This is a genomic window from Bacillus sp. 7884-1 (genome assembly GCF_002272245.1).
Taxonomy (GTDB): domain Bacteria; phylum Bacillota; class Bacilli; order Bacillales; family Cytobacillaceae; genus Neobacillus.
Map to the genome: position 1 here is coordinate 1 of NZ_NPDD01000108.1, position 11,808 is coordinate 11,808.

An 11,808-nucleotide genomic window follows, 5' to 3' on the forward strand; every position below is an offset into this window, starting at 1 on the left:
AATATCCTACTGTCTTTTCCCACTGCAGGAATTACATGATTTTTATAGAACTTTATAAAAAGGAGGGGAAAACATGGAAAATCCTAAGTTAAATAAATATCTAAATGAGTGGATTGAGGAAGCCACAATAACTAAAATGCAGGAAAAGATGACTAACGGAGAACTTACATCTAAAGAACTTGTGATGATGTATCTACATAGAATCTCTGTTTATGATAAAAGGATTAACGCTATCCTTGAGGTTAATCCAGATGCATTACATATCGCAGCAGCTCTTGATGCCGAACGCCAGGAAACGGGGCCACGTAGTGCGTTGCACGGGATTCCCATTCTAATAAAAGATAATATTGATAGTGCTGATAAAATGCATACGAGTGCAGGTTCTTTAGCTTTAAAGGATTCCATTGCCTTAAAGGATTCTTATGTGGCAGAGCAGTTACGGAAAGCAGGAGCTGTCATTTTAGGGAAAACAAATATGACTGAGTGGGCAAACTTTATGGCCATTGGTATGAAGAGCGGCTATAGCTCCCGAGGGGGTCAAGTATTAAATCCATATGGACCTGATAAATTTGATGTTGGTGGCTCTAGTTCTGGTTCAGGTGCAGCAGTTGCTGCAAATTTAGCAGCTGCAGCGATTGGAACGGAAACGTCTGGGTCCATTTTGAATCCATCCTGTCAAAACTCATTAGTAGGAATCAAACCGACAGTGGGGCTGATCAGCAGGAAAGGAATTATCCCAATTGCGCATACACAGGATACAGCAGGACCTTTGTCTAGAACGGTTCGGGATGCAGTGATTCTATTGAATGCATTAACAGGCAGAGACGAGGAAGATGCAATAACAAGAACAAATCCACTTGTGGAGAAGGACTTTACAGAGCATTTACGTAAGGACGGACTCAAAGGTAAAAAAGTGGGAATTGCTTTAGAAGGATTCATCGAACAGATAAGTGAAGAAAAGCAAAAAATCTTTCATGATGCTGTCGCGATTTTGGAGGCAGCCGGTGCAGAGGTTATTGAAAATATAGAAATTCCTTCCGCAAAAGTAAAATGGTCGTACGATGTTTTAACTTATGAATTTAAACCAGATATAAACGTTTATTTAAGTAACCTTCATCCATCTATACCTATAAGGACGTTAAATGACATCATTCAATTTAATAAGGAAAATGAAGAAATAATGCTTAAGTATGGACAGGCAGTGTTATTGGATTCGGATGCTACTAGTGGTTCCTTAACCGAAGCAGAATATGTAAAGACTTTGGAATTTGATTATTACCACTCGACGGAGCGGGGAATTGATCATGCTCTTAATGAGTATCAATTAGATGCCATTCTTTTCCCAAGTGATGAGGGTTCGCATATTAGTGCAAAAGCTGGTTATCCAACCATTGCTGTTCCTGCAGGGTATACCTCAGAAGGGGAACCTGTCGGAATAACCTTAGCGGGAACCGCTTTTAGTGAACCACAGCTGATTGAAGCCGCTTATGCGTTTGAACAGCTAACAAAGTTCCGAAAAGCACCAGTTCTTGGGGGAGAATAACTTCATTTCTTTTCACTCATACTATTTATGAATTTCTCTAGAAGGAGATGATAGTGTGGGAAGACAGAAACTCGGTAATGCCAATGCCCAGCGAAATAACAATCGTAAAAAGGGAATGAAAAACAGCGCTGAACTTGTTGAGTTTTCAACAGGTGAAGAATTAAAACAGAATCGTCCTCATGGTAAATAAAGGAACACGCCTCCTGCTTTAGGAGGCGTGCTATATTTTCGTATTATTTATCCCCGACATACTTAAGCGGTTTCTTAGCTGGACCTTCAATCACATCCCCTTCATAGGAGAAGCGGGAACCGTGACATGGGCAGTCCCATGATTTCTCCGCATGATTCCATTCACATTCACAGCCTAAGTGTGTACAAGTAGTATCCACAATGTAAAGCTTACCATCTTTATCCTTATAGGCACCTGAACGTTTTCCGTTATGCATGACCACAGATCCTTCACCATTTTTCAAATCTCCTGGATCCTTTGGCACAAATTCAAGCTTTCCTTTTATTAAATGCTTAGCTACGTCAGCATTTGTGGTTACTATTGATTTTATATCTGGGTCAGCATCAAAACGTGATGGTGAATACAAGTCCTTATATGGATTATCACGATTCATAATATAATCGGTCAGTAAATGGGCTGCAAGAATTCCCGATGTCATCCCCCATTTTTTATAGCCAGTTGCCACTAAAATATGCTCCTTATTTACAGTAAGAGGGCCAATATAAGGCACCTTATCTAAGCTAACCAAGTCCTGTGCTGACCACCGGTAATGATACTCAGAAAGATCGAATACCTCTTTCGCAAAGGACTCCAGTGCAAGATAATGTCTGAGCGTATCCATACCCTGTCCGGTTTTGTGGTTTTCACCGCCAAGGATAAGGAGATTACCACCCTCTATCGGTGTATAACGAATTGACCGAGTCGGACTATCAGCACTGATATACATACCCCCTGGGTACTTCATGTCAGTCTTAATCCCAATCGCGTAGGATCTATCCGCGTACATCCGTGCAAAATAGAGTCCTGGTTTATCATAAAAAGGGAAGTGAGAGGCAATGATGACGTGCCTGCAGGTAATCCGGTGTCCATCCTTGGTAACTACCTTTGGCTGTGACGTATCTTCATCCTCGATGTCGTCAGCAATCGTATTTTCATAAAAAGAACAGCCTGCATTCACAGCTTCATCTAGGAGTCCTTTTAGAAACTTCAATGGATGATATTGAGCTTGATTTCGCATTAGCAAAGCTGATTTTATTTGAATATCAAACGGAATATTACCTACTAAGTCCCCATCGATTCCAAGTCTTTGGTAAGCAGACCACTCTGTTTCCAGCTTCTGGGCATATTGGTCTGAGGTAGCGTAAACATAGGCGTCTTGTTGACTGAAGTCACAATCTATTCCTTTTTCTTTCACAGCAGTTTCAACGAATTTAATGGCACTGGAGACTGATTCGAAATATTGTTTTGCCTTTTCCTCACCGAAATGACCGATTAATTCATCGTATATCAATCCATGCTGTGCAGTCAGCTTAGCAGTTGTATGCCCGGTTGTGCCGTTCAGTACTCCTCCTGCCTCTAATACAGCAACTTTTACCCCTTCCTTCGCAAGCAAATAAGCGGCAGTTATACCAGTAATTCCAGCTCCGACAATAACAACATCTACGGTTTTATCTTCATTTAGCTTTTCGAAAGTTGGTAATTCTATTTCACGCCAGTAAGTACGCGGAAATTGGTGGGTATTTTCAGTTGAACTCATTTGTTGACCTCCAGTTAGATATTCATAGGTTTATTTTTTCCAAATTTAGCGAATTCATGTAATGGTTCCCTATATAAAAAATATTATTTAGAAATAGAATTAGATTGACGAAAGTTACAGGTATTGATATTTTCAATATAATAACTATTTTGTAAATTAAGAAGAGGGTGCTGATATGGGGAAGAAATTTGAGACAGAAATTTTACATGGTGGGAAGAAAAGTAACAGTAAAATAGCTAGTAAAGTTACACCGATTTATCAGACCTCCGCATTTGCCTTTAAAGATCTTGATGAATTAGAAGGATTTTATCATGGGAATGGTCAATATCTTTATTCAAGGGTAGGCAATCCGAACACAGATGAACTAGGAGAAGCGGTTGCAAGACTTGAGTGCGCTCCTGCAGGTGTAGCAGCGTCATCGGGATTGTCAGCTATTTTAGCCGGTGTGTTAGCCGTAGTGAAAAACGGAGACCATATTATTGCAGCAGATGATTTATATGGCGGCAGTTACCATATGCTGAAAGAAGAATTAAATCATTTTGGGATTGAAACAAGCTTTGTTTCCTTTACTAATTTAGATGAAGTAGGAAAGGAAATTAAAGAAAATACGAAACTGCTTTACACTGAATCCATTACAAATCCTTTATTAAGGGTGGAGGATATTAAAGGAGTAGTTGAACTAGCCCGTAAGCATCAATTAAATACATTAGTTGATAATACATTTGCAACTCCGTACCATTGTCAGCCATATCTAATGGGAATAGATTTGGTGGTGCATAGTGCAACCAAGTATATTGGGGGGCATAGCGATGTGACAATTGGAGTCCTTACTGGTAGAGAAGATCTAGTTGCTAGTGCACGCACGAAAATTGTAAATCTGGGTACAAATGTAAGTCCGTTTGAAGCATGGCTGACATGCCGCGGTTTAAAAACATTAGCATTGAGAATGAAAGCACAATCCAGTAACGCAAGGAAATTAGCAGAAGCATTGTCACATAATCGTTTTGTTGAAAAAGTCTATTACCCCTTTGACCAAGATCAAGATGGTTTTGGAGCAATGGTGACCATTGAGCTTTCAAAAACAGTCGATATCAGTCAATTTTTTCGCTCGTTAGCTTGGATTAAAATTGCCCCTACGCTTGCCGGAGTCGAAACGACTGTTTCCCATCCATTAACTACTTCTCACCGGTCACTCCCACAAGAAGCCTGTGAAGCTTTGGGGATTACGAAAGAAGTTGTACGGATTTCAGTAGGAATCGAACATACTGATGATATAATTGCACAATTTGAACAGGCAATTGAGAAATCACTTTAAAAGTAAAAAGAACCTTGGTTTCCAGGGTTCTTTTCGTTTTGGTTATTCTATTAGTCAATTTCCTTTTTTACGGGATCAATACGGGTGGAGTCTTCGGAGTTAAGACTTCCTTTTAAAAAATAAACCAATGTACCCCCAACAATACCAAGACAAATGATAAACCCAATGGCAGTAATCCACCATCCAGCCATTCAAATCCCCCCTTTACTAATGTTTATGCGAAGGGGGGATCTTTTTTTCTTTATTTATTTTTCTTATCCAAATCAGCATAATAATCAACTTTTTTAATATTTACACCTACAAACGTTTCAAGGATGGATTGACCGCCTGCAATCGAGAAAATCAAAATAAAGACAAACGTAACCCGGGGGAAAAGTAAATACCCGCCTCCAAGAAGAATGGCACTCCAAACCCCAGCACACCAATAACACTTCAATAAATACCCAAACATGCCTTTTGGTACTTCCTTTGTTTCAATTCCATGATTGGTTTCAACTTTAACTTTCTTCATAAATGGTTTACGAATAAATTCAGTAATTTTATCAAAAACAATTAAATGAGTTAACCGATAACTTGCCAAAATTAACATGACATAGGTTATCCACGAAATGTCTCTCACACTTTTTCCTCCGAACTTTACAATGAAAAATTTTTGACACTCTGTATATTTTGAACCTGAAATCTAAAATATATATCGAGGAGGCGAAATAATGAAAAAATCATTTTGGTTTAGTTTAATGTTTTTACTATCACTAATAAGTATTCCAAGCATTTCATTTGCCCAGCAGATTTATACTGTACAGCCTGGGGATACACTTTGGAAAATCGCGGTTCGTTACCAAGTTGGGATTTCTGAAATCATCTCAGCAAATCCGCAATTTAAAAATCCAAACCTTATTTATCCAGGAGAAAAAGTTACGATTCCTAGCTATGATGCAACGAAAAGTATTGAAAGCCAAGTTGTCCAATTAACGAATCAAGAACGAGCAAAAAATGGTTTAAAACCTTTGACACAAGATTGGGAATTATCAAGGGTTGCACGATATAAATCGGTGGACATGAGGGATAAAAACTATTTCAGCCACACTAGTCCGACATATGGCAGTCCATTTACGATGATGAAGAACTTCGGTATTTCTTACCGGGCAGCAGCAGAAAATATTGCGGCTGGACAAACAACCGCTCAAGAAGTGGTTCAGGCTTGGATGAACAGCCCAGGTCATCGAGCGAATATCCTAAGCGGGAATTATACGTATATAGGTGTTGGATACGCCAAAGGCGGATCACAAAGACATTATTGGACACAAATGTTTATATCAAAATAAACATGAAGGGGTCAGTTCCGACACATGGGACTGACCCTTTCTACGTCTTAAGACTGATATGAAAATAAAGCGCTGGTTCGTTATGAGAAATTTGGATAAGAGGTAAGATGATATCAAGATAAAGAAAGGAGGAAAAAACAAAATGAAGAAGTTTGGTTTAATACTTGCTGGTGGTGTTGCAGCCATCATTTTACTTTCATCCATAGGTCCGATGATAGGATTACTAGTTGGTCTTGCGGTTCTCTACTTCATTTTCAAACAGTTCTTAAAGGCTGAAACGACCGGAGGCAAGATTGTTCTCGGGATTATCGGATTCTTTGTCCTAATGGCCTCTATTCATAACGCTCCTGCTATCATTGGAGTTCTTGCTGCCTATGTACTTTATCTGGTATATAAAAACTGGAATAGCAGTAAAAAGACCGTTGTAAAAGAGGATTCTGATCCGTTTGTAAATTTTGAGAAACAATGGAATGAATTAAATAATAACTAATCTAAGGAGAGAGATAAAATGACAAACCTATTAACTAGAATTAAAGATACAATTATGGCTGATTTACATGCTGCTGTTGACCAAAAGGAAAAGAAAAATCCAATTGCCCTGCTTAACCAATATCTTCGTCAATGCGAGCAAGAGACAGAAAAGGTAAGAAAGCTTTTGGAACGACAATACGCGCTGAAGGATGAATTCACTAGAGAACATTCTCAGGCTGTGGAGCTGGCAGAAAAAAGAAAGTATCAGGCAGAGATTGCTTCTAAAGCAGGAGAAATGGAGCTTTATGAGTTTGCTTCAGCTGAACATCAGCAATACTCAAGCCGTGTTGAACGACTAGGAGCTTCACTTGAGCATGTACAAGGTCAGCTAGGGGAACTAGAAAGAAAATATGAAGAAATGAAGCATAAGCTTAAAGACATGCAAATTCGACGCTTGGAATTAATGGGCCGAGAGAATGTAACCCGCGCAAATCATCGAATGAATCAAGTATTGGACTCAAATACTACATCTAATAGTGCAGACAGGCGTTTTCAAGAGATAGACAATTACTTAGATCGTCTAGATCACCAAGTAAAAAGTTCCTATTACCGCGATACTATTGACGCTAAGATTGCCCAATTAGAAAAAGAAATGAAATTAGAAGAAAGCAAGTCCATTTAATAACCAAAACATGGTATTCTAAAAAGGTGCAAACAGGTGCACCTTTTTGGCTATAACATGAATGCAGAAACTAAACGAGGGAGGGATAGGCCAGATGTTAAAAAACGCAAAGAATGATTATACAGGATGGCTGGTTGTAATTGGGGTTGTCGTTCTGCTGCTAGAAATTCTATTTTTCAACAGTGGTCTTATATTCTCCCTTTTATTTTCTGGTGGACTTATATATCTAAGTAGAAGAAAAGCAGGGAAGAAGAGCGGGAAAGTTTTTTTTCTTGCAGGAATTATTATTCTTTTAATTAGTGTGTTTAGTATGATGACCTTCAAGTTTTTATTGCTTGCTATTCTCTTACATTTTATTATCCAATATTCTAACTCTAAAAAGAATCCAAATAAGATTACACTAGATATAAAAGAATCAGAGCAGGCCGGGCAGGAAGAGACGTTGATTAAGACCAAGCCGCTCTTTGAAAATATTTTTTTCGGCCAGCAAAAAACGCCTAGTGGTGTTTATGAATGGAATGACATTAACATCCAATCTGGAATTGGAGATACCATCATAGATCTTAGTTATACGGTTTTACCAAAAGGTGAAACCATCATCTTTGTTCGAAATATCATTGGAAATATACAAATTCAAGTGCCTTATGAAATTGAAGTAAGTGTACAACACTCATGTGTTGTAGGTTCTACAACGGTTTTAGAAAATCATCAGTCACAGGTTTTTAATCAAGCTTTCCATTTAAAGACAGCAGGTTATGATCAGGCAGAGCAAAAGGTGAAAATCTTTACATCCTTGCTGGTGGGGAATTTAGAGGTGAGCCGGATATGAGTACCATCCAAAGGCAGGTTATTTGGAATATCGGCTTTTCTGTCATCCTTGCTCTTGTTGTGGCTGCTGCCTTTATCATTGTTTTTCCAATTGCTGATTGGTCAGAATTATGGAATAGACATTTCATGGATATCCCATTTGTTATTTTTATTCCGGCATTCAGTATTGCCATTGGGATATTATTGGGCATTATTTCAGGTATGTTCTGGAGAAGACAGTTTCAGTCTGTTGAACATTCCTTACACCAGCTGGAGCAGGGGAAACAGATTGGATTCGTTGAAAAGCAATCCATAACGGAAATGCAAGGTATTGCCGAACAAATTGATAAGATAGGCAGGCAAATTTCTGAACAAGCCAAGCTTTCACAACGTTTGGCTACAGAAAAAGTAGAAGACCAGGAAGCGAGAATACAAGAAATTATTGAACAGGAACGAAACCGTCTCGCACGTGAGTTACATGATTCAGTCAGTCAGCAGCTATTTGCTGCCTCCATGATGATGTCTGCCATTAATACAACAAAGCAAAGTACAAATGAGGAGGATAGGGAAGCAAAACAGTTGAAAATGGTTGAAGAGATGATACATCAATCACAACTTGAAATGCGCGCCCTGCTTCTTCATTTGCGTCCTGTTGCGTTAAAAAATAAAACGCTGCAGGAAGGAATTGAAGAATTATTAATCGAATTATCTCAGAAAGTAACAATGGAAATTAAGTGGAAGGTGGAAGCATTTCCACTTGATAAGGGAATTGAAGATCATCTTTTCCGTATCCTCCAAGAGTCTGTATCCAATACGCTTCGGCACTCAAAAGCAATTAAACTTGAGGTTTTATTGATAAAGCGGGATGACCTAGTCATATTAAGAATTGTTGATGACGGGATTGGCTTTGAAGTCGATAATATGAAGGCTGGTTCCTATGGTATGCAGAATATGCACGAGCGGGCGCTTGAAGTTGGTGGCACATTAAAGGTAATTAGTGTAAAGAGCAAAGGTACAAGGCTGGAAGTAAAGGTACCTGTTATGAAAAATGGAGATGGTGTAAATGATTAGAGTAGTATTTGTCGATGATCATGAGATGGTGAGAATTGGAGTTTCTGCTTATCTATCAGCACAGCCAGATATTGAAGTGGTGGGTGAGGCCGCTGATGGAAAAAAGGGTGTGGAACTAGCACTTGAGCTTAGGCCTGATATTATTTTAATGGATTTAGTGATGAAGGAAATGGACGGGATTGAAGCAACAAGACAAATTATTGAAGCATGGCCAGATGCAAAAGTAATTATTGTCACTAGCTTCTTAGATGATGAAAAAGTATATCCTGCACTAGAAGCCGGTGCTACCAGCTATATGCTAAAAACATCAAAAGCAGATGAAATCGCTAATGCTGTCCGCGCTACATATCATGGCCAGTCCGTTCTTGAACCAGAAGTAACAGGAAAAATGATGGTGAAAATGCGCCAGAAACATCAACACCTACCACATGAAGAACTGACCAGCCGTGAAATGGAAATTCTAATGTTAATGGCACAGGGAAAAACAAATCAAGACATAGCGGATGAACTATTCATCGCCTTAAAGACAGTGAAAACCCATGTCAGTAACATATTAAGCAAACTTACCGTCCAAGACCGAACACAAGCAGTCATCTACGCGTTTAAACACTCGTTAATTAAATAGTATTGAAAAAGGACTAAAAGGGTCCTTTTTTTATTAGGCTGTGCACAGAAAAATTATTGAATGTTGATTGAAGCGTCTGGAGAGTCAGCATTCACCACTACCTTTACAACAGCCTCGAAAAAAATCCCTACTAATCTTTGAACTTGTCTCATAGGTTTATAAAAGTGAGATTGTGTTTAAAGGGGAGTTCGGAATGGGTATTTTTTACAAAGGAATCTTATTTTTAGCCCTTTCTGCTTTTTTAGGGGAAGGTGTTGAATTCTTAGTCAATTTAATTCTTGCAAAAGAATTGGGCAAGCATGGATTAGGTTTATATATGTCTATACTGCCCTCCATTTATTTACTAGTTCTTTTGTCAAGCTTTGAATTGCCGGTTTCCATATCAAAATTTGTTGCTGAAAAAGAGGAAAAGTTCCATCGAAATATCCTATACCATGCTATTACAATCACCATTATTTTTACGTGTATCCTGTTCGTGTTTGCCACGGTTCTCATGCCTTTTATATCCGTATTTAATGGATACCATCCTTATACAAGATGGCTGATTATTCTGCTAGTTCCTGTTATATCCTTTACCTCAGTAGCACGGGGTTATTTTATGGGCAGGCACCAAATGGGGAAAATTGCCATTGCCAATTTCATAAGAAAATCAGTACAACTCGTGTTGCTATTTTTGTTGTTTCGCTTTTTCCAATTTGATTCAGAAGCAGCCGTACTGATTGCGATTGCCTCATTTATTGGCAGTGAAATTGCTGTATTCCTTTATTTATGCTACACATTAATTATTCAATTTCAGCAGTTAAAACGAATGCCCTTTTCCAATTTAAATCGTAAGGCTGTCCGAAAAAATTTAATGGCTGTCTCTGTGCCAACGACAGGATTGAGACTTTTCTCCGCACTAACAGGTGCGATACAGCCCTTTTTAATTAAGGCTGCACTGGTCCAGTCTGGACTATCTGAAACCATTGCTACCGAGCATTTTGGGATGCTAATGGGCGTTGCCGTTTCTATTGGATTTTTCCCTGCATTTATAGCTCATTCCTTAATGACGGTTCTAATACCAGCTGTTTCGAAAACATATTCGATGAGAGACTACACCACACTGCAAAAAATGCTTTCGCAAGTAATGACACTTACATTCCTTTACGGCGTACCGGCGGTGGTAGTTTTCTATATATTTGCCCGACCGCTCACGTCGATATTTTTTGATTCATCTACTGCAGCAATTTACTTACAAATGCTCTGGCCGTTTTTCCTATTCCATTTCTTTGTCATGCCGATGCAGGCAATGTTAATTGGTTTAGGACTTATAAAGGAAACCTTTATACATGCTATTTGGTCTACGATTGTTTCCTTTGCTATCATCATTGTCTTAGCTTCACGCCCCGAATGGCGGATGGAAGGCGTGATCATCGCGATGAATACCGGATCCGTTTTATTGGCATTGATGCACTATTTAAGCATTTGTAAAAAAATTGGCGTTTCTATTTTTATGAAAGGCTTCATCCAGAAAAATAATTAGAAAAGTTTACTAACATGTGTAGGGGTTAGACATTACAATTCCGTCTATTAGTATAAGAAATGTTAAAGGAAAGAAGGGTAGAAAAAAATGCGGGATGTAATGATAGATTCGTTTGAAGAAATAGTGAAAGAACATGGGAAAGCCATTTTCAACTATATATTTTCTTTAGTTAGACAAAAAGAACTTGCAGAGGACCTCTATCAGGAGGTTTTGGTATCTGCCTATATGGCTTTTCATACCATTAAGGAACCCGCTAGATTAAAAGGCTGGTTGTTTACGATAGCAAGAAATAAGTGTCGGGATTATTGGCGGAAGGAAAATAAAACTAAACAGTTTTGGAAGGAAGAGGTGTATTCATACACGACAACAGTTGAATCACCGCCTCTTCCCGAAGAGGAGGTACTACATAAATATTCAACCGAAAAAATGGTTGAAAGTGTAAAAGCATTACCAGAAATATACCAATCTACACTATTTCTCTATTATTTTAAAGACCTTACCTTAATTGAAATATCAAAAAGAAAAAACATCCCCATATCTACAGTAAAAACAAGAATGAAAAGGGGGAAGGAGCACTTAAGACCAAAGCTCCAATCCTTTGCATAAAAGGACTATACAATCTTTTAGACTAGCTCTATAGTTGCGGGTGCCTGTGTTCTTTATCCTATAAGGGAATCAGAA

The 11,808-nt window shown here is 38.6% G+C and carries 14 protein-coding genes; 11 read left to right on the forward strand and 3 right to left on the reverse strand.

Features of this window, described 5'->3' with window-relative positions; translation table 11 throughout:
- Nucleotides 1-73 precede the first annotated feature (73 nt).
- Both CHI06_RS13515 and CHI06_RS30480 read left to right on the forward strand, forming a co-directional pair.
- Nucleotides 74-1,543 (forward strand): amidase family protein, encoded by a 1,470-nt coding sequence (locus CHI06_RS13515; RefSeq protein ID WP_095249082.1) that lies wholly within the window; start codon nt 74-76, stop codon nt 1,541-1,543.
- A gap of 55 nt (nt 1,544-1,598) precedes the next feature.
- Entirely contained in the window at nt 1,599-1,733 is a 135-nt protein-coding gene (locus CHI06_RS30480) for a hypothetical protein (protein ID WP_257009282.1), read from the forward strand.
- A 43-nt stretch (nt 1,734-1,776) separates the two neighbouring features.
- Here the strand turns inward: CHI06_RS30480 and CHI06_RS13520 are convergent, their stop codons facing one another.
- Complete coding sequence (locus tag CHI06_RS13520) at nt 1,777-3,309, reverse strand: FAD-dependent oxidoreductase (RefSeq protein WP_095249083.1); 1,533 nt, start codon at nt 3,307-3,309, stop codon at nt 1,777-1,779.
- Between the two features lie 175 nt (nt 3,310-3,484).
- On the opposite strand from CHI06_RS13520, the gene CHI06_RS13525 reads away from it, so the two are divergent.
- Nucleotides 3,485-4,624, forward strand: coding sequence for a trans-sulfuration enzyme family protein (locus CHI06_RS13525; RefSeq protein WP_095249084.1), 1,140 nt, complete (start codon nt 3,485-3,487; stop codon nt 4,622-4,624).
- A gap of 50 nt (nt 4,625-4,674) precedes the next feature.
- Here the strand turns inward: CHI06_RS13525 and CHI06_RS29755 are convergent, their stop codons facing one another.
- Together CHI06_RS29755 and CHI06_RS13530 are read right to left on the reverse strand one after the other, a co-directional pair.
- Nucleotides 4,675-4,815 carry a hypothetical protein gene (locus CHI06_RS29755; RefSeq protein ID WP_179292614.1) on the reverse strand — a complete coding sequence of 47 codons (141 nt, stop codon included), beginning with the start codon at nt 4,813-4,815 and terminating at the stop codon, nt 4,675-4,677.
- A gap of 50 nt (nt 4,816-4,865) precedes the next feature.
- Entirely contained in the window at nt 4,866-5,243 is a 378-nt protein-coding gene (locus tag CHI06_RS13530; RefSeq protein WP_095249085.1) for a DUF1360 domain-containing protein, read from the reverse strand.
- A 91-nt stretch (nt 5,244-5,334) separates the two neighbouring features.
- Here CHI06_RS13530 and safA point away from each other — a divergent pair, with 91 nt between their 5' ends.
- The 8 genes from safA to CHI06_RS13570 all read left to right on the forward strand — a co-directional run bounded on the left by safA (nt 5,335) and on the right by CHI06_RS13570 (nt 11,733).
- Entirely contained in the window at nt 5,335-5,949 is a 615-nt protein-coding gene (gene safA / locus CHI06_RS13535) for a SafA/ExsA family spore coat assembly protein (protein ID WP_095249086.1), read from the forward strand.
- 142 nt (nt 5,950-6,091) lie between these two features.
- The gene (locus tag CHI06_RS13540; protein WP_095249087.1) at nt 6,092-6,439 is read left to right on the forward strand and encodes a lmo0954 family membrane protein; all 348 of its coding nucleotides are present in this window, start codon (nt 6,092-6,094) and stop codon (nt 6,437-6,439) included.
- A gap of 18 nt (nt 6,440-6,457) precedes the next feature.
- Complete coding sequence (locus tag CHI06_RS13545; RefSeq protein WP_095249088.1) at nt 6,458-7,102, forward strand: PspA/IM30 family protein; 645 nt, start codon at nt 6,458-6,460, stop codon at nt 7,100-7,102.
- 94 nt (nt 7,103-7,196) lie between these two features.
- Complete coding sequence (liaF, locus tag CHI06_RS13550; RefSeq protein ID WP_095249089.1) at nt 7,197-7,931, forward strand: cell wall-active antibiotics response protein LiaF; 735 nt, start codon at nt 7,197-7,199, stop codon at nt 7,929-7,931.
- The gene (locus CHI06_RS13555; protein ID WP_095249090.1) at nt 7,928-8,980 is read left to right on the forward strand and encodes a sensor histidine kinase; all 1,053 of its coding nucleotides are present in this window, start codon (nt 7,928-7,930) and stop codon (nt 8,978-8,980) included. The genes liaF and CHI06_RS13555 overlap by 4 nt, the downstream gene beginning before the upstream one ends.
- Nucleotides 8,973-9,605 (forward strand): response regulator transcription factor, encoded by a 633-nt coding sequence (locus tag CHI06_RS13560; RefSeq protein WP_095249091.1) that lies wholly within the window; start codon nt 8,973-8,975, stop codon nt 9,603-9,605. The genes CHI06_RS13555 and CHI06_RS13560 overlap by 8 nt, the downstream gene beginning before the upstream one ends.
- A gap of 193 nt (nt 9,606-9,798) precedes the next feature.
- Nucleotides 9,799-11,127: an oligosaccharide flippase family protein gene (locus CHI06_RS13565; protein WP_095249092.1), complete on the forward strand. Its 1,329-nt coding sequence runs from the start codon at nt 9,799-9,801 to the stop codon at nt 11,125-11,127.
- An 87-nt stretch (nt 11,128-11,214) separates the two neighbouring features.
- The gene (locus tag CHI06_RS13570; RefSeq protein ID WP_095249093.1) at nt 11,215-11,733 is read left to right on the forward strand and encodes an RNA polymerase sigma factor; all 519 of its coding nucleotides are present in this window, start codon (nt 11,215-11,217) and stop codon (nt 11,731-11,733) included.
- The last annotated feature ends 75 nt before the right edge of the window (nt 11,734-11,808 follow it).